The sequence below is a fragment of the Streptomyces hypolithicus genome, assembly GCF_052934925.1.
This window is the reverse complement of record NZ_CM128811.1, coordinates 620,822-640,149: the sequence shown is the minus strand read 5'-3', so window position 1 is coordinate 640,149 and position 19,328 is coordinate 620,822. Positions and strand designations below refer to the sequence as shown.

The 19,328-nt window shown below is 71.2% G+C and carries 18 protein-coding genes; 7 read left to right on the top strand and 11 right to left on the bottom strand.

Annotated features, from left to right (window positions below; genetic code table 11):
* Positions 1 to 7 precede the first annotated feature (7 nt).
* The 3 genes from ACU6WZ_RS03130 to ACU6WZ_RS03120 form a co-directional block, all read right to left on the bottom strand.
* The gene (locus ACU6WZ_RS03130) at positions 8 to 1,501 is read right to left on the bottom strand and encodes a multinuclear nonheme iron-dependent oxidase (RefSeq protein WP_447031595.1); all 1,494 of its coding nucleotides are present in this window, start codon (positions 1,499 to 1,501) and stop codon (positions 8 to 10) included.
* A gap of 116 nt (positions 1,502 to 1,617) precedes the next feature.
* Positions 1,618 to 2,403 (bottom strand): DUF4142 domain-containing protein, encoded by a 786-nt coding sequence (locus ACU6WZ_RS03125; protein WP_447031594.1) that lies wholly within the window; start codon positions 2,401 to 2,403, stop codon positions 1,618 to 1,620.
* 165 nt (positions 2,404 to 2,568) lie between these two features.
* Positions 2,569 to 3,345, bottom strand: a complete 777-nt coding sequence (locus ACU6WZ_RS03120; protein WP_447033825.1) for a peptidyl-tRNA hydrolase — start codon at positions 3,343 to 3,345, stop codon at positions 2,569 to 2,571.
* 79 nt (positions 3,346 to 3,424) lie between these two features.
* Between ACU6WZ_RS03120 and ACU6WZ_RS03115 the strand changes: the two genes are divergently transcribed.
* Positions 3,425 to 4,102 carry an AIM24 family protein gene (locus ACU6WZ_RS03115; protein WP_447031593.1) on the top strand — a complete coding sequence of 226 codons (678 nt, stop codon included), beginning with the start codon at positions 3,425 to 3,427 and terminating at the stop codon, positions 4,100 to 4,102.
* Here the strand turns inward: ACU6WZ_RS03115 and ACU6WZ_RS03110 are convergent.
* Positions 4,074 to 4,313 carry a hypothetical protein gene (locus tag ACU6WZ_RS03110; RefSeq protein ID WP_447031592.1) on the bottom strand — a complete coding sequence of 80 codons (240 nt, stop codon included), beginning with the start codon at positions 4,311 to 4,313 and terminating at the stop codon, positions 4,074 to 4,076. The two genes, ACU6WZ_RS03115 and ACU6WZ_RS03110, sit on opposite strands and share 29 nt — an antisense overlap.
* Between ACU6WZ_RS03110 and ACU6WZ_RS03105 the strand changes: the two genes are divergently transcribed.
* Positions 4,312 to 4,449, top strand: coding sequence for a hypothetical protein (locus tag ACU6WZ_RS03105; protein WP_447031591.1), 138 nt, complete (start codon positions 4,312 to 4,314; stop codon positions 4,447 to 4,449). The two genes, ACU6WZ_RS03110 and ACU6WZ_RS03105, sit on opposite strands and share 2 nt — an antisense overlap.
* A 59-nt stretch (positions 4,450 to 4,508) precedes the next feature.
* On the top strand, positions 4,509 to 5,057 hold the full coding sequence (locus ACU6WZ_RS03100) for a GNAT family N-acetyltransferase (protein ID WP_447031590.1): 549 nt from the start codon (positions 4,509 to 4,511) through the stop codon (positions 5,055 to 5,057).
* A gap of 21 nt (positions 5,058 to 5,078) precedes the next feature.
* Here the strand turns inward: ACU6WZ_RS03100 and ACU6WZ_RS03095 are convergent, their stop codons facing one another.
* From ACU6WZ_RS03095 to zapE, 4 genes are all read right to left on the bottom strand, one after another.
* Entirely contained in the window at positions 5,079 to 5,957 is an 879-nt protein-coding gene (locus tag ACU6WZ_RS03095; protein WP_447031589.1) for a polysaccharide deacetylase family protein, read from the bottom strand.
* A gap of 162 nt (positions 5,958 to 6,119) precedes the next feature.
* A complete protein-coding gene (locus tag ACU6WZ_RS03090) occupies positions 6,120 to 7,523 on the bottom strand; it encodes an alkaline phosphatase PhoX (protein WP_447031588.1) in 1,404 nt (467 codons plus the stop codon).
* Between the two features lie 103 nt (positions 7,524 to 7,626).
* The gene (locus ACU6WZ_RS03085) at positions 7,627 to 8,052 is read right to left on the bottom strand and encodes an OsmC family protein (RefSeq protein ID WP_447031587.1); all 426 of its coding nucleotides are present in this window, start codon (positions 8,050 to 8,052) and stop codon (positions 7,627 to 7,629) included.
* Between the two features lie 38 nt (positions 8,053 to 8,090).
* Positions 8,091 to 9,188: a cell division protein ZapE gene (gene zapE, locus ACU6WZ_RS03080; protein ID WP_447031586.1), complete on the bottom strand. Its 1,098-nt coding sequence runs from the start codon at positions 9,186 to 9,188 to the stop codon at positions 8,091 to 8,093.
* Positions 9,189 to 9,383: 195 nt separating this feature from the next.
* Here zapE and ACU6WZ_RS03075 point away from each other — a divergent pair, with 195 nt between their 5' ends.
* The 4 genes from ACU6WZ_RS03075 to msrB all read left to right on the top strand — a co-directional run bounded on the left by ACU6WZ_RS03075 (position 9,384) and on the right by msrB (position 12,737).
* A complete protein-coding gene (locus tag ACU6WZ_RS03075; RefSeq protein ID WP_447031585.1) occupies positions 9,384 to 10,166 on the top strand; it encodes a pyrimidine reductase family protein in 783 nt (260 codons plus the stop codon).
* 227 nt (positions 10,167 to 10,393) lie between these two features.
* On the top strand, positions 10,394 to 10,864 hold the full coding sequence (locus ACU6WZ_RS03070) for an indole-3-glycerol phosphate synthase (protein ID WP_447031583.1): 471 nt from the start codon (positions 10,394 to 10,396) through the stop codon (positions 10,862 to 10,864).
* 42 nt (positions 10,865 to 10,906) lie between these two features.
* The gene (gene murC / locus ACU6WZ_RS03065; RefSeq protein WP_447031582.1) at positions 10,907 to 12,316 is read left to right on the top strand and encodes a UDP-N-acetylmuramate--L-alanine ligase; all 1,410 of its coding nucleotides are present in this window, start codon (positions 10,907 to 10,909) and stop codon (positions 12,314 to 12,316) included.
* A gap of 13 nt (positions 12,317 to 12,329) precedes the next feature.
* A complete protein-coding gene (msrB, locus tag ACU6WZ_RS03060; protein ID WP_447031581.1) occupies positions 12,330 to 12,737 on the top strand; it encodes a peptide-methionine (R)-S-oxide reductase MsrB in 408 nt (135 codons plus the stop codon).
* 32 nt (positions 12,738 to 12,769) lie between these two features.
* Here the strand turns inward: msrB and ACU6WZ_RS03055 are convergent, their stop codons facing one another.
* Genes ACU6WZ_RS03055 through ACU6WZ_RS03045 form a run of 3 tightly spaced genes read right to left on the bottom strand, consistent with a single transcriptional unit; the run spans position 12,770 to position 19,325 of the window.
* Positions 12,770 to 14,182, bottom strand: a complete 1,413-nt coding sequence (locus tag ACU6WZ_RS03055; RefSeq protein WP_447031580.1) for a DUF6177 family protein — start codon at positions 14,180 to 14,182, stop codon at positions 12,770 to 12,772.
* Positions 14,179 to 18,177 carry a type VII secretion protein EccCa gene (eccCa, locus tag ACU6WZ_RS03050; RefSeq protein ID WP_447031578.1) on the bottom strand — a complete coding sequence of 1,333 codons (3,999 nt, stop codon included), beginning with the start codon at positions 18,175 to 18,177 and terminating at the stop codon, positions 14,179 to 14,181. The genes ACU6WZ_RS03055 and eccCa overlap by 4 nt, the downstream gene beginning before the upstream one ends.
* Positions 18,174 to 19,325, bottom strand: a complete 1,152-nt coding sequence (locus ACU6WZ_RS03045; protein WP_447031577.1) for a nucleotide-binding protein — start codon at positions 19,323 to 19,325, stop codon at positions 18,174 to 18,176. The genes eccCa and ACU6WZ_RS03045 overlap by 4 nt, the downstream gene beginning before the upstream one ends.
* Positions 19,326 to 19,328 lie beyond the last annotated feature (3 nt).

Below are 19,328 nucleotides of genomic sequence, written 5' to 3'. Positions count from 1 at the left end.
GAGCGCGTCACTTCCTGACGAGTACGGCACGCGCCGCACGGACGAGTCGGGCACCACGCCGGGGCGGTCGGGGCGCCGCGCGGTCCTGCCACCACCGGGTCAGGCGGCGGCGCGCGGCATCGTCCGCGGGTTCTTCGCCGGCCAGCAGATGCTCGGCGAAGTCCAGTGCGTCGCGGCGGTAACCGGCCGACATGGGACGGGACTTGGCGTACGTGAGAAACGCGGTCCGGTAGCCGGATCCGAGGATCTCCGGAAGCTCCGGGGCGACCTTGGCCACCACATCGGCCCGCTTGCCGGCGAGCGCACGGCTCTGGACCCGCAGCCGCGCCGAGTCGAACCCGGCGGGGGCGGGCGTCCCGGCGACGAGCGCGGACAGCAACGAGGTCTGCGCGAGCGCGAGGCGCGTCCGCGCGAAGTCGACGGCGTCCCGGGCACGCGGCTGAGCTTGGGCGGCTTCCCCTGCGTCGGCGGCCCGTGCGTCGATGACGGCCCCTGCGCCGGCGGCGGCCCTTGCGTCGCCGGCCGTACCGGCGTGGGCAGGCCGCGAGGCAGCGGAGGCCCCGGCGCTCTCCTGGGCTGTGGCCTGGGCGGCTACGGCTACGGCGTCGGTCGTCCGGGCCAGGGGTGCGCGGGGCCTGCGGCCCGGCCGAGTGGGGCCGGTGGGTGTGGTGCGCGGGAGCGCCGTGGCCAGGGTGGTGCGGATGGCGGCCAGTTCCCCGGCCAGTTCCTCCGGGGACGGGAAGTCGTCGTCGCGTTCGAGGAGGACGCCCGGCGGGTCCGTGCGGCAGCGGAGCTCGGCCAGGATGTCCAGGACGGGGCGGGTCACCGGGTGGGCGTGGGTGTCGTGCCACACGCCGTCCTTCTCGATGCCGCCCGCCACATGGACATACGCGATCGCCTCCACCGGAAGCTCGTCGAGCGCCGCCGCCGGGTCCTCGCCGCGGTTGACGTGGTTGGTGTGGAGGTTGGCCACGTCGATCAGCAGCCGTACGCCCGTACGGTCCACCAGCTCCGCCAGGAACTGGCCCTCGGTCATGTCCTCGTCCGGCCAGTTGATCAGCGCGGCGATGTTCTCCAGCGCCAGCGGAACCGGCAGCGAGTCCTGCGCGACACGGACGTTCTCGCACAGCACGTCCAGCGCGTCCCAGGTTCGCGGCACCGGCAGCAGATGGCCGGCCTCCAGACGGGGCGAGGCGGTGAGCGGGCCTCCCGCCCGTACGAACGCGATGTGCTCGCTGATCAGGGGAGAGCCCAGCGCCTCGGCGCGGGCCGCCAGATCGGCGAGCCGCCCCGCATCCGGCCGATCCGCGCCGCCAAGACCCAGCGATACGCCGTGCGGGACCACCGTCGTGCCGCGGGCCCGCAGCCGCAGCAGGGAGTCGGGGAGGTGGCCGGGGCAGAGGTTCTCCGCGACCGCCTCCACCCAGTCGATCCCGGGCAGCCGCTCCACCGCGTCCGCCATCTCCGGCCGCCACCCGATCCCTGTACCAAGGCGCTCCATGGTTCCCCCTCCGCTGTTACGTGCAGAGGTGATGGCCCCGGCGCGCGGCCCCGAATCCACCGGAGGGGACGTTCAGAGGTTGATTTGAGGTTGGGCACCCGTCGGGCAATCCCGGCCTACGGCGCAGGCTCCGGGCGGCTGGTGTTGACCGCGGGGCTGCCGATCTCGCCCTCCGGCTGCGCGGACGGCCGGGAGGTGAAGGTCTGCCCGCTGGACGGTACGGCGGCCGGGGGCGAGGGGACCGTGACGGAGTTGTCGGGCGGCGGGGGACCGGACGGGCTCGCGGTGGCCACCCCGGCGGCCTCGTTGGCCATCGCGTCGAAGTCGACGAGCCCGGTCGCCTCCAGCATGGTGATGTGGTCGAGCACGGTCTGGTTCGAGTCGCTCGCCAGCTGCCGTATCAGGGTGTTGCGGGTGGTGTGCCGCACCTCGGCTATCAGGGCGAAGACCTTGCCGTGCGCGTTGCGCAGCAGATTGGCGAACTTCCGCTCGTACTCGGTGCCGGTCGCCGCAGACAGCTCCCTGAGCCACCCCTGCTGCTGCTCCGTGGGCTGGTTCGGCAGCGGCACGTTCAGCTGCGCGGCGACCTTGCGGGCGCGCTTGTCGAGGTCCGCGTGGCCGACGACCAGGTGGTCGCCGGCCTCCTTTATCGCCTGGCTGGGGGCGCGTTCCAGGGCCTGCTGCCCGGCGGGCAGCTCCCACAGCCCGGCCAGGCGCACCTTGACCAGCAGGTCGCGGTCCTTGGCGGACAGGGGGCCCCACTGGGTGGCGACGCTGGAGGCGTTGAGGTTGGCCTGCCCGGTACCGGAGCGGTCCGCGTAGGACCACATGGGAAAGGCGAGCGCGCCGAGTGTGGCGACAAGTGCCGCGATGATGAGCGCTGTTCCATTGAGGCGTCGCAACAAGGTGTCTCCCGAGCCGATGCGTTACACCGTTGAACCGACCGCCTACTGAACGGCCGGACAACCTACTTGCAAGTATCGAGTACGTGTGACGCGGGCCGGGCGTTCAGCGGTCGCAACAGTTCAACGGTTCGTGTTTCGAACGATGCGCGGGAGAACGATGGCTCAGGATCGCGCCCCGCCCCGCAGCGCGGGATGGTCGGCCACCACCGTGCAGGAGCCCGGCGCGATCTCCGTGAACCCCGCGTCTCGGACGACCGGCAATCCGCTGCCGGTCAGCTCCCGCCAACGCGCCGCCCCGGCCGTACGCACCGACAGCGGGAAACCCGCGGCCTGCCAGGCCTTGCGCTCCACCTCCGACAGCTCCCACCAGGCCAGTTGAGCGCCGTGCCCCGCCTGCGCCATCGCCTTGCCCGCGGACATGTCCACATCGGGACTCAGCCACAGCACCACGTCCCCAGGGCCGGCCGCGGCGGGCGGCCGCGGGTCGTCCAGGTCCGTGCCCGACACCTGGAGCTTCGCGAGCTCCTTGGGCCAGCCGTCCAGAGGTACGGGCGGAAAGACCCGCACCTCGGCCGTACCGGTCGCCTCGGCCGCGACCCCGGTGACGGTGATGCCCGGCAGCGCTGACGCCTTGCGCCACTCCGCGCCGCGCGCCCGCCGGACCACCTTGCGGATCCTGGCGTCCTGCCAGTCCCGTACGGCGGCGGCCCACTCGCCCTCGCCCAGCGACCGCTCGTCGGTGAGAATCGTCAGCACCGCCCGCGCGGCCGTCTCCAGGGCGTCCGTACGGGTCGGCGGATCGTCCTTCTCGATGTGGACGACCAGCGGGAGTACGTACTGCGGGGGCTCGTCGCGCGCCGTACGCCCGTGCCGGAAGGGACTGCCGGGAGTCGGAACGGACGCGGTGGGGAGAGTGCCGTCGCTGCTCACCCCGCCCAGTCTGCCAGCCGCGGACGCCCCCGGATCTCCACCTCAGGGAGGTTGGCGGAGCGTATGACTCCGGGTGAGGATGCTCGGCATGAAGAGCGATCTGTTTGCCACAGAGAACACGGCCCAGCAGGCCACGGTCCCCGGGATGACCCTCCAGAACGCCAAGTCGGTGAAGTACGCCGTCAACGGCGAGATGCACGCGCGGCAGGGCTCGATGGTCGCCTTCCGCGGCAACCTCCAGTTCGAGCGCAAGGGCCAGGGCATCGGCGGCATGCTCAAGCGCGCCGTGACCGGCGAGGGCCTGGCGCTCATGGCGGTCACCGGCCAGGGCGAGGCGTGGTTCGCGCACGAGGCGCAGAACTGCTTCATCGTCGACATCGAGCAGGGCGACGCGCTCACCGTCAACGGCCGCAACGTGCTGTGCTTCGACCCGACCCTGTCGTACGAGATCAAGACGGTGAAGGGCGCCGGCATGACCGGCGGCGGCCTCTTCAACAGCCTCTTCACCGGGTACGGCAAGCTCGCAGTGATCTGCGAGGGCAACCCCATCGTGATCCCCGTGACCCAGCAGCAGCCGGTGTACGTCGACACCGACGCGGTGGTGGGCTGGAGCGCCCAGCTCAACACGTCGCTGCACCGCTCGCAGTCGGTCGGCTCCATGATCCGCGGCGGCTCCGGCGAGGCGGTCCAACTGATGCTCCAGGGCGACGGCTTCGTCATCGTCCGGCCGAGCGAGCTCACACCCCCGAAGGCGTCGGCGAGCTGAGGCTCGTAGGGGTCGAGCGGGGGTGGATCAGGGCGGGCCCCTGGTCCAGGGCGCGCGGCAGGTCGGGGCGCGAAGCCCCCGCGGCCGTACCGCTCGCCCCGGCCGCCCCGGCCGCGCCCGTCGCGCCCGTCGCCGGGCTCGCGCCGTCGTCGGCCTGTGCGCTCAGCTCGCGCGGGGCTGAGGCAGGGGCGGCGGTAGGGTCGGGGGCCATGGACGAGCAGAGCCCGCCGTACGCCGAGTGTGTGCTGTGCCGGGAGCCGACGGAGTACTCGGAGACGGTCGCAGGAATTGTGCACTGCCCGGTCTGCGAGTGGCAGGAGGCGCAGCGCACGGCCTGCTCCGGCTGACGGCCGCGACGCAATCCGGTGGACAGCAGGCCCGGCCCACGGGGAGCATCATCCGCACAATGATCACTTTCGTGGAGTTGAACGGGCCGGTCATGACCGCCCTCCTGGACGGCGACCTCGCAGCGGCGGGCGCCGAGGCCGGGGTTCCCCTGACCGCGTACTTCCTCACCGACAAGGCGCTGTGGCTGTGGCGCTACCGCCTCGGGCAGATCGCCGCCGACCCGGCGCAGGCGCGATGGTGCGGACGGCTCGCGGTGTGCGGGCCGGGCGGCTCCGTCGTCGGCCACGGGGGATTCCACGGGCCGCCCGACGCCACCGGCATGGTTGAGGTCGGTTACGCCGTCGACCCCGCCCACCGCCGCCGGGGCTACGCCCGCGCCACGCTCGCCGAGCTGTTGCGCCGGGCCGCCGCGGAGCCTGCGGTGACCCGGGTGCGGGCGTCGATCCGACCGGACAACACCGCGTCGCTGGCAACCATCGCCGGTATCGGTTTCACCGTCGCCGGTGAGCTCTGGGACGAGGAGGACGGCATGGAGACGCTGTACGAAGTGCCCGCCGACTCCCTGCGCCGACTCCCCGCAACGACTCCCTGCGCCGAGACTTCTTGAGCCGCCTCCCCGCGCCGCCCCTCAGCGCCGCATGAGCTCCGAGACCTTCACGAAGCGGTAGCCGCGCTTGCGCAGCTCCGGCACGATGCGCCGGACCGCCTGCTCGGTGACCGGCGCCGCACTGCGGGTGCAGTGCATGACCACCAGCGAGCCCGGCCGTACGCCCGCCAGCACCTGCTCCGCCACCGCGTCCCCGTCCCGCGCGAACGCGTCCCCGCTGACGACGTCCCACTGGACCGCCGTCACGCCCGTCGGCGCCAGGGCGCGCAGGGCGTCGTCGTCGTAACAGCCGCCGGGAAAGCGGAAGTACGGGACGACATTGCGTGCCCCGGCTGTGCGGAACGCCGTGAAGGCGCGCTCCACGTCGGCGCGCATCTTGTCGGCGGCGACTGTTGGCAGGCCGTAGCAGGGGGATGTGAAGGCGTGGTGGCTGTATGAGTGGTTGGCGATCTCGAAGAGCGGATCCCGGCCGATGGAGCGCGCCTGGGCGGGGTACTCCTCGGCCCAGCGGCCCGTCATGAATACCGTCGAAGGGACGTTCAGGCGGCGCAGTGCCGTGATCAGGTCGGGGTTGTCGAAGCGTTCGCCGCCGGCGGCGCGCGGGCCCTGATCCGCCGTCATGTCGGCGTCGAAGGTCAGCGCGACGGTCTTGGTGCCGGCGTCACGGGCGCGCGCGAAGACGGGCGTCACCCCGCCGGGCCCGGCGGCGAGCGTCGGGGCGGCGGGGGCGGGGCGGGCGGAGGCGCGCGGCGCGGAGGACCCCGGTGCGGAGGTGGCGGAGGACTGGGCAGGCACCGGTCCGGTGCGGGCGCCGGCGCCGGGCGGAGTGCCGGGGTCCAGGGCGGAACCGGCGCTGCCGCATCCGGCGAGGGCCGCGCTCAGAACGGCCGCGGTCACCAATCTTCGTACAATAGTGGTCACTCACGGAAAGTATCCGATCATATGAAAAATGATGGACACCTACGCGGCCCGTACCGCTGTCCGAGTGCATGACAGGCAGCCGAAAGGGGGCGGACCGCACCGGTCCGCCCCCTCTCATGGCTCACATCGGCCAGGCCCGCGTCAGTCGTCGAACGGCCCCGTCACGGCGAACGTCGTCCCCGGCGCGTAGCAGTTCACGTACATCGTCCCGCAGTCCGGGGAGAAGCTGATGCCGGCGAACTCGCCCCACTCGCCCGGCGCCAGCTCCTGCCGGTTGCGTGCCATCGCGTACACCTCGCCGCGTCTGGTCACGCCGTAGACGTGCTGTGCGCCGTTGCCGTCCTCCGACACCATCAGGCCGCCGCGCGGCGCGAGGCAGATGTTGTCGGGGGACTCGCCGGGCAGCTGGATGTCCGTGTCCGGTCCGAAGACCACGACCAGCGTCAGGCGCCGTCGCTCGGGCTCGTACCTCCACACCTGCCCGAAGTGGTCGGCCGCCGAGCCCTCCGCGCTGCGCGCGAAGCTGGAGACGAAGTAGACCGCCCGCTCGCCCCAGTAGCAGCCCTCCAGCTTCTGGGCGTGCGTGATGCCCTTCGAGCCGAAGTCCTGGAGCCGGATGGGGGTTTCCTTCGCCTGCGGATCAGGCACCGGCACCCACTCGACGCCGCCGAAGCTCGCCCCCGTCTCCTGGATGGCAGAAAGGTCCGGCACCCCGGGCACGCGCATCGCCTCCAGGGCGCCGCCCGCGTGCAGGGAGCCGCTGCCGGACAGCGGCTTCTCGGGCAGGAAGCGGTAGAAGAGGCCGAAGGGCTTCTGGAACGCGTCCTCGGTCTCGTACACGATGCCGCTCTTCGGGTCCACGGCGATCGCCTCGTGCTGGAAGCGGCCCATCGCGAAGACAGGGCGGGCGCCGGTGCGGCGCGGGTCCACGGGGTCGACCTCGAAGATGAATCCGTGGTCCTTGGTGTACCCGTTCGTGCCGGCCTTCTCCTCGGTCTCCTCGCAGGTCAGCCACGTGCCCCACGGGGTGGGCCCGCCCGCGCAGTTCACCGCGGTGCCCGCGAGCGCGACCCGCTCGCCGAGGACGTTGTTCCGGCCGTCCAGGGCGATGGCCGTGCAGCCGCCCTTGGCGGCCGGGTCGTACGTCAGGCCTTCGGCCCTCGGTACGCCGGTCTTCGCCGTGTGCCGGTTCTCGTGGTTACGGACGAGGTGGACGCGCCCGCGGTGGCCCCGGAAGGCGGCCATGCCGTCGTGATTGCCGGGCACCGGGCCCTCGCCCGAGCGCAGCGGTTCGCCCTCTCGGGAGAGGACCTTGTAACGGAAGCCGCGGGGCAGGTCGAGCAGTCCGGCCGGGTCGGGCACGAGCGGCCCGTACCCCTTGCGACCCAGTCCCTGCGCGGCGGCGGTACCGGCGAAGACCTCCGACACCGATCCGGCGAAGACGATGCCGGCGCCCAGTGCGCCCGTGCGGGCCAAGACTTGTCTACGTGTTGCTGACGTAGCTGATGTTGCTGATGTTTCCGATGTTCTTGACTCTTCGGACATGAGGCAACTCCCTGTTGGCGGACAGGAACGTGTGACCCGCACGTGTGTACCACGCAAGAGATCTCACGTGAACCATGCGGGCCACAACGCCTCACTGCGCGCGTCAGGCGAGCGACGCGCTCAGCGTGATCGTCGTACCCTTCAGCGCCTGGCTGACCGGGCAGTTCGCCTTGGCGTCCTCCGCCGCCTTCACGAAGTCCGCCTCCTCCATGCCCGGAACATCGCCCTCGGTGGTGAGGTGGATTCCGGTGATGCCCTCGCCCGGCTGAAAGGTGGCCTCGGCCTTGGTGTTCAGGCGGGTCGGCGGCGTACCGGCCTTGGCGAGCCCGTTGGAGAGCGCCATGTTGAAGCAGCTGGAGTGGGCGGCGGCGATCAGCTCCTCCGGGCTGGTCTTGCCGTTCGCTTGCTCCGCGCGCGCCGGCCAGGAGACGGCGTAGTCGCCGATTCCGGACGAATCGAAGGTCACGGTACCCGTGCCCTTGAGCAGGTCGCCTTCCCAGACGGTGTGTGCCTGACGCGTGGTGGCCATGTGGAACCCCTTCTGACGGACGGTGATCACCGTCCAACCTACTGCGCGGCCAAGCTCTTCGCGTCGCGCGCCAGGGCCGTCAGCCGGGAGATCGCCCGGAAGTACTTTTTCCGGTAGCCGCCGTTCAGCATCTCTTCACTGAACAGCTGGTCGAACGGCAGCCCGGAGGCCAGCACCGGCACCTCCCGGTCGTACAGCCGGTCCGCGAGCACGACCAGCCGCAACGCCGTCGACTGGTCGGGCACCGGGCGCACGCCGGTGACGCAGACGGCCCGCACGCCGTCCGTCAGCGCGCCGTACCTGCTGGGATGGACCTTGGCGAGGTGGTCCAGCAGGTGGCCGAAGTCGTCGAGGCTGGCGCCCTCGGTCGCGTACGCCGCCGAGGTGACCCGTTCGTCGGAGTACGGGGGAGGGGCCTCGGGCAGCCCGCGGTGGCGGTAGTCCTCACCGTCGATGCGCAGTGGCCGGAAGTGCGCCGACAGGCCCTGGATCTCGCGCAGAAAGTCGACGGCGGCGAAGCGGCCCTCGCCCAGCTTGCCCGGCAGCGTGTTGGAGGTGGCGGCGAGCGCGACGCCCGCCTCGACGAGCCGGCGCAGCAGCGAGGAGACCAGCACCGTGTCGCCCGGGTCGTCGAGTTCGAACTCGTCGATGCACAGCAGGCGGTGGCCGCTCAGCGTCTGCACGGTCTGCTGGAAGCCGAGCGCGCCGACCAGATTCGTCAGTTCGACGAAGGTGCCGAACGCCTTCAGCTCGCGCGGCGCGGGCGTGGCGTGCCAGAGGGAGGCGAGGAGGTGGGTCTTGCCGACGCCGTAACCGCCGTCAAGGTAGACACCGCGCGGCGCGGCCGGAGCGGCGGGCTTCTTCCCGAACTCGAACCAGCGCCGCTTGCCCCCTCCGACGGCCGAGGCCCCGCCGAGCCCGGCCGCGAAGCCGCTCAGCACCTGGACGGCCTCGCTCTGGCTGGGCTGGTTCGGGTCCGGTACGTACGTATCGAAGCGCACCGAGTCGAAGCGCGGCGGCGGCACCATCTCGGCGACCAGCCGATCGGCGGGGACGTGCGGTTCGCGTGCGCACAGGGACAGCGGGACCGCTTCGGCTATGGGGGCGGACCCATGAGCGGCGGGGGAGGACGACACGGGGCTCAAGTCTAGGGGGTGTCTGACAATTCCCCGCGGCGTCCGGCACGCACGCTCGCAGCGTTGCCGAAAAGCCCTGGTAGCTCCGCTACGAGAGGACTGTCCGGCGCCTTGCGATCGCACGCACCGGACGCCGCTCCTTGACCCACGGGGAATTGTCAGACACCCCCTAGGCCGCATGCCAGACTGCCTCGCATGCGACGCCTGTTCCCTGTGACCGACGAAACAGTTCCCGCGACAGCCGCCCCCGGTGGCGAGTGGGGGCTCGACGAGCTGGCCGAGGCCTACGCGTATCCGAAGGATCGCGGCGCCACGGGGGCCTGGCTGCGGGCCAACATGGTCTCCTCGCTCGACGGCGCCGCCCAGCACGAGGGCCGTTCCCAGCCGATCTCCAGCGACACAGACATGCGGATCTTCGGCACGCTGCGCGGGCTCGCCGACGTGGTGGTCGTAGGCGCGGAAACGGTACGCCTGGAGGGTTACCGCCCCGCCCGCGCGCGCCAGGCCTTCGCCGGGCGCCGGGCGGCGGCAGGGCAGGGGCCCGCCCCGGCCATCGCCGTGGTCAGCGCGAGCCTCGATCTGGACTTCTCCCTTCCGCTCTTTACCTCCCCCCTGGTCCCCACCCTCGTCCTCACCGGCGCGACCGCTCCCGCCGACCGGATCCGCGCGGCCCGGGACGCCGGGGCCGAGGTCCTCATCGCCGGGGACGGCGCCGCGGTGGACCCGGCGCGCGCGGTCGCCGCGCTGGCCGGACGCGGGCTCACCCGGCTGCTGACGGAGGGCGGGCCGCGGTTGCTCGCGCAATTCATCGCAGCCGGGGTACTGGACGAGCTGTGCCTCAGCATCTCGCCCACGCTCACCGCGGGCCGGGCCCAGCGGATCGCCGACGGGCCGTCGATGGCGGTCCCCGAGCGGTTCGCACTGGCGTCCGTGCTGGAGGAGGCGGGGTTCCTTTTCACCCAGTACCGCCGGATCTGAGCGGCGCCGGATCTGAGCGCCGCCGAATCTGACGAATGAGCGGAATTTGTCGTTCCGCTTTGTCCTCGCTGGGCACACTTACTCTCGCAGACCCCGTGCGGTCGCGGGGAAGGATGGTTTCCGCAGGGGCCGGCGCGGTCATCAGCGCCGGTCCATCAAGAGTCATGTAGCCCCACGCAGCCCCACGCAGCCCATGAAGCCCCATGAAGAAGAGAAGGGCGCCCGTCGTGTTCACGAGCGTATTGATGATCGAGAAGCCCCTGACTTCCGTCGACGTGGAGTTCGTCACGACCCTCCATGGCGACGAGGCCGTCTCCTTCGTCGTCCTGATGCAGCCCCGCGGTGACCAGGCCGACCGCCTGCTGCGGTCCATCGACGACGTCGCGCTGGGCGAGCTGGACGACGCCGTCCGCGAGGGGGACGAGCCCGAGGGCAATGACGCCAGAGTGCTGGCGCAGCGCGCCCTGGAGGCGTCCCTGGAGGCGCTGCGCAACGCCGGCAGCCAGGCCGTGGGCCAGGTCGTGGAGGACCACCCGCTGAACCTCCTCACCTCGGTGGTGGCCGAGACGAAGGCAGACGAGGTGATCGTCCTGACCGCGCCCCACTACGTCGAGGAGTTCTTCCACCGGGACTGGGCCTCCCGGGCGCGCCACAAGGTCGGCGTACCGGTGCTCAAGCTCTTCTCCCACAACGAATAGGCTGGGGCGCCCAGCACACGTCGCACCTTGGGAGACATACGTATGGCACCCGGCCTTCCCACCGCCATGGACCGACCGCACTTCATCGGCATCGGCGGCGCCGGAATGTCGGGGATCGCGAAGATCCTGGCCCAGCGCGGCGCACGGGTCGCGGGCAGTGACGCACGCGAGTCCGCCACCGCCGAGTCCCTGCGCGCGCTGGGCGTCAGCGTCCACATCGGCCATGCCGCCGAGCACCTCGCGGACGACGCCACCTGCGTCGTCGTGTCCAGCGCCATCCGCGCGGACAACCCCGAGCTGGTCCGCGCCGCCGAGCTTGCCGTCCCCGTCGTGCACCGCTCCGACGCGCTGGCCTCGCTGATGGGCGGCCTGCGGGCGATCGCGGTGGCGGGCACGCACGGCAAGACGACGACCACGTCGATGCTGGCCGTCGCCCTGACCGAGCTGGGCCTCGACCCGTCGTACGCCATCGGCGGCGACCTCGCCGGCCCCGGCACCAACGCGCGGCACGGCGCCGGCGAGATCTTCGTCGCCGAGGCGGACGAGAGCGACCGCAGTTTCCAGAAGTACGACCCCGAGGTCGCCATCGTCCTCAACGTCGAGCTGGACCACCACGCCAACTACGCCTCGATGGACGAGATCTACGACTCCTTCGAGACCTTCGTCGGCAAGGTCGTCCCCGGCGGCACCCTCGTCATCTCCGCGGACCAGTCCGGCGCCGTCGAACTGACGTCGCGGCTGCGTGATCTGTCCACCCTGAAGATCGTCACGTACGGGGACGCGCCCTCGGCCGACGTACGGGTCCACAAGGTCACTCCGCGCGGACTGACCAGCGAGGTCACGGTGATCCTCGACGGCCGCTATCTCACCTTCACCGTCTCGGTCCCCGGCCGCCACTACGCCCACAACGCGGTCGCCGCTCTGGCAGCCGGCGTGGCCCTCGGTATCCCGGCCCACAACCTCGCCTCGGCCCTCGGCAAGTACACCGGCGTCAAGCGCCGCCTCCAGCTCAAGGGCGAGGTGAGCGGCGTGCAGGTCATCGACTCGTACGCCCACCACCCCACCGAGATGACCGCCGACCTGGAGGCCATGCGCGGTGCGGCGGCCGACTCGCGCCTTCTCGTCGTCTTCCAGCCCCACCTCTTCTCCCGCACGCAGGAGCTGGGCACCGAGATGGGCCAGGCGCTGGCGCTCGCGGACGCCTCGGTGGTCCTCGACATCTACCCGGCCCGCGAGGACCCGATCCCCGGCATCACCAGCGCCCTGATCGTCGACGCGGCCCGCACGGCCGGCGCCGACGTGACCGCCGTACCCGACAAGGGGACGGTCCCGGACGTGATCGCGGGAATGGCGAAGCCGGGCGACCTTGTTCTCACCATGGGCGCGGGCGACGTGACGGACCTCGGCCCCGCCATTTTGACCAAGCTCAGCCTTGCCCGCCTCTCGAACTGAGGAGACGCAGCCCATGTCGTACGACGTCGAAAAGCCGGACGAGCAGTGGCGCGAGGAACTGACTCCCGCCGAGTACGCCGTCCTGCGCCAGGCCGGCACGGAGCCCGCCTTCGTCGGTGAGTACACCGACACCAAGACGCAGGGCGTCTACTCCTGCCGCGCCTGCGGCACGGAACTCTTCCGCTCCGACACGAAGTTCGAGTCGCACTGCGGCTGGCCGTCCTTCTACGACCCGAAGGACTCGGACGCGGTCGAACTCATCGCGGACCGCAGCCACGGCATGGTCCGCACCGAGGCGCGTTGCGCGAAGTGCGGCTCGCACCTCGGCCACGTGTTCGAGGGTGAGGGCTACCCGACCCCGACGGACCAGCGGTACTGCATCAACTCGATCTCACTGCGCCTGACCCCCGACGAAGGCTGAGACCGAGCCCCGGCGGAACCCGTCACATCCCCCTACGCGTTCTTCAGGTGCTGCGTGAGCTGCTGGAGCACCGCCCATGCCTGGGCATGGGTGCCGTCGCCGAGGGGGTAGTGGACCGCGGGCTGGGCGGCCGGGCCGAGCTGGACGGGGTGCAGGTCCAGTGGTGGGCGCTGGGTGTGGGCAAGCCCAATGTCGTTGACTGCGTCGGCGCCGAGCGTGAAGGTGAGGGGGACCGGAGGCGCCTCGAAGTGGTGGGGGACCGAAAGGTCGCGGCGCGCGGGTCGGAGCGAGGTGAGCATCGAGGTCAGGTTCTGCTCGGTGGCCAGTCTCTCGGCGAGGGCTTCGATGGTGTCGAGCGGTGGGATCTCGTCGGTGCCGTAGCCCAGCGTGAGAGTGATGTCCTCTTCGACGCCTGCTGTGGTGCGGGTGATGTGCACAGTAGCGATGCCGGGGCGGTCGGGGTGGCCGATGGCGATGAGCCAGGTGGGTTGGGGGGCGCGGTTGCGGGCGAGGTCGGTCAACTGGCGTGTGGACCAAGGGAGGTTGACGGGCTCGGCCGTACTCCATCCGGCCGGGGGCGCGCCGGTGAGGTGTTGCCAGGCAGTTTCCAGCGCGCGGCCGAGCAGGAGGCCGGTGTCCGGCGCGTGCTCGGTGCGGATGGAGAGGATCAGCTGGTGTTCGCCGGTGGCTGTGGCGGTGGCCCGGGTGAAGGCCGGTGCGACGGCCGTGGCGCCCGATTCGGCGCGGGTGGGGGCGAAGGTGCCGTCCTGCCAGTGCAGCACGGCTCCGGACAGGCCGTCGTAGTAGCCGCATTCGGGGTCCTGGACGACCCACCGGTTGGGGTGGCCATGGAGTGCGGTGCGGGTGGGGAGGGTGAGGCGAGTGGTGGTGGGGGTGACGACCTGCAGGGCTCGGCCGCTGTTGGTAGCGGTGCGCAGGGCGTCGGAGAGCCAGCTGGTCATGGCGACGACGGGGCGGTCCTGGATGACGACCGCGGCCTGCTTGGTGAGGACATCGATGCCCGGGGGCGCGGTGTCGGGGGCGGAGGCGATGTCAGAGGTGAGGGGGACGACGTCGGTGGTCGCCGGCCCGACGGGCCAGGTGGTGCCGCTCAGTACGGAGACGAGGCGGCCGGCGAAGGACCGAGCGAGGGGCTCGGCCTCGGGGACATCGGTGGAGGCCCGGGCTTCGGTCCACCAGAGAGGGATGTCACAGGCGTCGGTGCCGGTGCCGGTGCCGAGGAGGCGCGTGGTCTCACCGGGGACCTGGAGGAGGATCGGGGCTTCGATGGAGACCAGGGGGCGTCCGCCCGGCGCGCAGAGCTGGATGACGGCTCCGTCGGCCATGGTGTTGATACCGACATCCGGGCCTCCGGCGTACAGGCCTGCGAGGAGGGTGCGGATGTCGGGCATCTTCGGGGTGAGGGCGATGACGTCCTTGGTCACGGGTGCTCTGTTTCTTCTGCCTCGGGTACGAGGGCGGTCTGGATGAGCTGGTGGCGGCGGCCGCGGCGGACCAGGGTCCCGCGGCCGGGTGGCTGGGCGGATGCGTACAGGCCGGGGAAGAGCTGTCCCTCCGTCCGGTCGCCGGTCATGACCAGGGCGGCGGTGCCGGTCTCGCGCAGAGTGGTCAGGAACGGCTCGTACAGCGCACGCGACGATCCGGCGACGCGGCGGGCGACGACGAAGTGCAGGCCGATGTCCTGTGCGGACGACACGTACGGCAGGAACGGGGTGAGCGGCTGCTGGCCGGCTGTGGTGAGAATGTCGTAGTCGTCGACGAGGATGACGATGCGCGGGCCGGTGAAGGCCGGGCCGTCGGGGAGGGTGTCGTGGTCGACGGTCTCGTCGGGCAGGCGCTTCTCCAGCTCGGTGGCGATTCCGGAGGCGAGCCCGGCGCTGATCTTGGCGTTGTGGGCGTAGCCGCCGCGGTACGGCTCGGGGACGGTGCCGCGCAGTCCTCGGCGTGGGTCGAAGACGGCAAAGACCAGTTCGTCGTCGCCATAGCGGTCGACGAACTGCTGCGCGATCAGCTTGAGCAGGTTGGTCTTGCCGCATTCGTTGTCGCCGAGGATCAGCAGATGCTGGTCGTGTTCGAACAGATCGAGGAGTACGGGGGCGAGGGTGTCCTGGTCGACGCCGATCGGGATCCGCTTCGGCTCGGCGGCCACGGAGGGCAGCCGCTGCGCGGGCATCCGGGTGGGCAATACCCTTACGGGAGAGGCCAGTTCACCGTGCCAGGTGCTGCTTATCCTGCGGGCGGCGTCTTCCAGGGCCGGTCCGAGGTCGTCGGTGGCGGGGACGGAGTCCGTTCGGGGCAGGGCGGACTGGGCGAAGAGTTTGCCGTCGGTGAGGACGCGGCCGGGGGTGTCGGGGCCAAGGGTTTCGGAGAGCTTGCGGTCGATGGAGGAGTCGGAGGGGTCGTTGAGGCGCAGGTCGAGCTGGGTGCCGAACATCGACTGGGTGGCGATGCGTACGTCGTTCCAGCGCAGCATGCCCGCCACGATGTGGATGCCGTATCCGCTGCCGCGCTTGAGGAGGTCGGCGATGGTGTCGTCGAGGTGGGCGAACTCGTCGCGCAGCGCGCCGAACCCGTCGATGAGCAGCACGATGTCGGTGCCGCCGAGCTCGGGCAGCCGGCCCTGGGCGCGCAGGTGGCGGAGCTGGTCGACGGAGTCGATGCCGTGCTCGCGGAAAAGTTCCTCGCGGGCGGCGAGCATGGCACGGACCTCGGCGACGGTGCGCGCCGCGCGCTCGTGGTCGGCCCGTCCGGCGATGCCGCCCACATGCGGCAGCCCCGCCAGGGCTGAGAGGCCGCCGCCCAGCAGGTCCAGCCCGTACAAGGCGACTTCGGCCGGGGTGTGAGTCAGTGCGAGTGAGAGCGCGAGGGTGCGCAGCAGGGTGGTCTTGCCGGACTGGGGGCCGCCGATGACCGCCACATGGCCGCCGGACACAGTGAGGTCGAGCGTCCAAGGGCCTTGCCACTGCCGGGCAGGGTCGTCGAGCAGCCCGAGTGGCACCCGCATCGCGCCCGGGCGGCGAGCGAGGTGCATGCCGCGCTCGGAGACCTGGAGGGGCCCTGCGGCTGCGTCGAGGGAGATGGCGCCGGGCAGCGGGGGCAGCCATACGCGGCGTACGGGCTCGGCAGCGGTGCGGAGCTGGTGGACCATCGTGGACATCACCGTGGGGCCGGTTTCCCGCTTCCGCATCGCCGGCTCGGCTCCGGTGTCCGACACCCCTTTTTTGGCCGGGGAGTTGAAGGTGGGGTACGGCAGGACGAGCGGTCGGTTGTCGACCACCTCGGCCAGAGCCGGACCGCGGTAGGTGCCGGAGACGTACCCCGCCTTGAACCGCTCGTACGTCGATGTGTCGACCTTGAGATAGCCGAAACCCGGCAGCGGCGGCAGATGGAACGCGTCGATGGTGTCCAGGACCGTACGCGACTCGTCGGCGGAGAACGTCCGCAGACCGAGCCGGTACGACAAGTACGTGTCCAGGCCCTTGAGCTTGCCGCCCTCGATGCGCTGACTGGACAGCAGCAGATGCACACCGATGGAGCGGCCGATGCGGCCGATGGACAAGAAAAGGTCGATGAAGTCCGGCTTGGCGGTGAGAAGCTCACCGAACTCGTCGATGACGACGAACAGGTGAGGGAGCGGGTCCAGGTCCGGGCGCTTGGAGCGCAGCGCCGCGTAGTGTCCGATGTCCGCCACATTGCCCGCGTCCTTCAGCACCTGCTGGCGGCGCATGACCTCGCCCGCGAGGCTGGTATGGACACGCTCGACGAGCCCGGCCTGGTTCTCCAGATTCGTTATCACCCCGGCGACGTGAGGCAGATCGGCGAACGGGGCGAAAGTCGCGCCGCCCTTGTAGTCGACCAGGACCATCGCCAGATCCTCCGGCGGATGGGAGGCCACCAGAGCGAGGACGAGGGTGCGCAGCAGCTCACTCTTTCCGGAGCCGGTCGCACCCACGCACAGACCGTGCGGGCCCATGCCCAGCTCGGAGGACTCCTTCAGGTCCAGCAGCGCCGGTTCGTGCCGGTCGTTCACACCGATCGGCACGCGCAGAAACGCGCGCTCGCCGCGCGGCGCCCACAGCCGGTCGATGTCCAACGCTGCGGGATCGTCGATCCCCAGCAGCGCGGGGAAGTCGACGGGTCCGGACACCGGGGTGCCCTCGGCCACCGACTCGGCGGACAGCCGTAGCGGAGCCAGCATGCGTGCGAGCCCTTCTGCTCCCGCGACGCTGACGACATCCGAGGCGCCGGAGGCCGCCGGGGCGTCGGGGGTCCGCAGGTCCTCGACCATGACTTGGTCGCCGTCGACCGTGATGCGCACGGTCACCTGATCCGGCTCGTGCACCTGCTGCTCCAGCAGATGCAGCACGGTGACGCCCATGTCGGCCAGCGCCACAGCCGCATCGGGGCGGGACAGCTCGGAAGCGTTCCCTCCGTACTCGTCACTGACCACCAGCAGCCGGCTGGTGAGCTTCAGCGCGTTCTTGTCGGACAGGCCCCGCCGCACCTCGGCGGCGTACGAGGACCGCTGCCGCAGGTCCGCGGCGATCAGCCGGGCCAGCTGCGGCAGACTCGGTGCGATCCGGCGCGCCGAGACCGGTCCGTCGCTCTCCCGTGGATCCAGTACGTGGGGCAGCCACTTGGCCCAGTCCCAATCCGCCACTTGCTCACCAGGCACGCTGAGCGCGATCGCCACGTCGTCGGGTGCGTGGGTGACGGCGGTCTGGATCAACAGGCCCCGCGTGACGCGCAGTACACCTTCGCGGTCCCCGACGATACTGATGTTCCCCGCCCGGTCCAGCGGCACCGTCAGCGGAGATTCCGTCGCTGTGGCGAACCGGGCGACCAGTGCGCGGGCCTCGTTGAGCATGAACGGGTCGGGCGGCGTCAGTACACCCCCGGCGCTGTTCTGGCCGATCGACAGCTGCTGTGTCGGTACGTCCCCGGTACCGACGCGTACGCGCAGGAAGTCCGCGTCTGTACGGCGGCGTTCCCACAACCGCGCCGGATCCTGCGCAAGGTCGTACAACGCCTGCGGCGGCGGACTGAGCAGTCGGGCTGCCCGGCGGCGCTCCCGTATCACCGTCCCGAGCTCTTCGCGCTGCTCCTCCAGGTACTCCATATACCGCTCGCGCTGGGTTCGTCGCGTGCGTTGCGCTTTGCCCCGCTGGGACAGGAACAGTCCCACCGCGGCCATGAGAGCGATCACCAGCGCCACGGCGCCCAGGCCCGCGAACCGGCTGGAGCGGATCACGGTCATCATCACGACCGAGCCCATCACGCCGGCCATGGGCAACAGTGCGGTCGCGGCGCTGCCCGTCTTGCCCTCGGGCAGGTTCGGGGGCGGCTCGATAGTACGGGGCTGCGCCGGGGCGAGTGGCCTGGTGGAGCGCGCCGGGCGGTGGACCAGCCGCAGCGTCATCCCGCTCTCACCGCCCGCTCCATCGCCTCGGCGGCCAGCGAAACGGCCGCCTGCCGGGTGGCTTGACCGAGCAGAGCGGTGTGGATGGGGCCTCCTTGGGCCAGGTGACGGTCATAGGGGAGGGCCACCACCGTGACGCCCGTCTCCCGCAGGTGCGCGGTGGCCGCCTTGAGATCGAGGGTCATGTCGGGGGAGTTCGCGCTGAGAGCGACCACGGTGGTGGCGAGCGCCGAGTGCGGCAACTGACCCAGCCAGTCCAGGACCAGGCGAGTGCCGCCCACGCCCTCCGCGGTCATCGGGGCGACCACGACCCGCGCGTGCGCGGTGTCCATCGCGGTACGGGCCACCTCGCCCGGCAGGGTCTCGCAGTCCACCACCGTCACGGCGAAGTACCGCCGCAGCGCGAGCGAAACCGTCCGATACGTCGCCATGTCCAGCGGCGCCCCGATCGTCCCCTGGCTCGCGGGCAGCAGCCAGCCGCCGTCCGTCACCGGTACGAGATTGCCGGTTACGTCGGTCAACTGCATGGAGGGGGTGAGAAGGTGAGCGAGCTCCCGGCACGACCACCGCACCGACTCAGCGCCGAGCCGGACCGGAAGGGTACCGAGGGCGGCGTCGGCCTCCAGCGCAAGTACCGGGTCGTGCCGGTAGTGGTTGAACGTCCGGGCCAGCAGGGCAGCCACCGTGGTCTTTCCCACCCCGCCCCGGATCGAGGTGACCGCGATCACCCGCCCAGTGGTCACCGGCTGCTGTACCGCCCGTGCGAGACGCGTCTCCCCAGACACCTCCTGCGAGGCTGACGCGGTGAGCTTCCGCAGCGAACGGCCGGTACGCCGGGTGATCGAATCTCCGTGGTGCGGACGCCCCATGGCATGGGCCAGCCGGGGATCGACGGTAGGCAGCGACTCCGGCGTGACCATGGGGAGCCGCGGATCCCGCGAGGCGCGGACTGCGGGCGGCCGGGAAGCCTGCACCGGTTGTCCGGGGCCTGACTGAGAGATGGCGGGGTGGAAGGGACCGGGCCGGTCCGGGGCCGCGGGCTGGGCCTGGGGGCGGGGTTCGGCGGCATCGGCCGAGGCACGGTCCCCAGCCGGGCCGTCCTGCCTCAATTCGCGCAGCACCTCGCGTTGCCAGTCACCCTCAGCCATGCC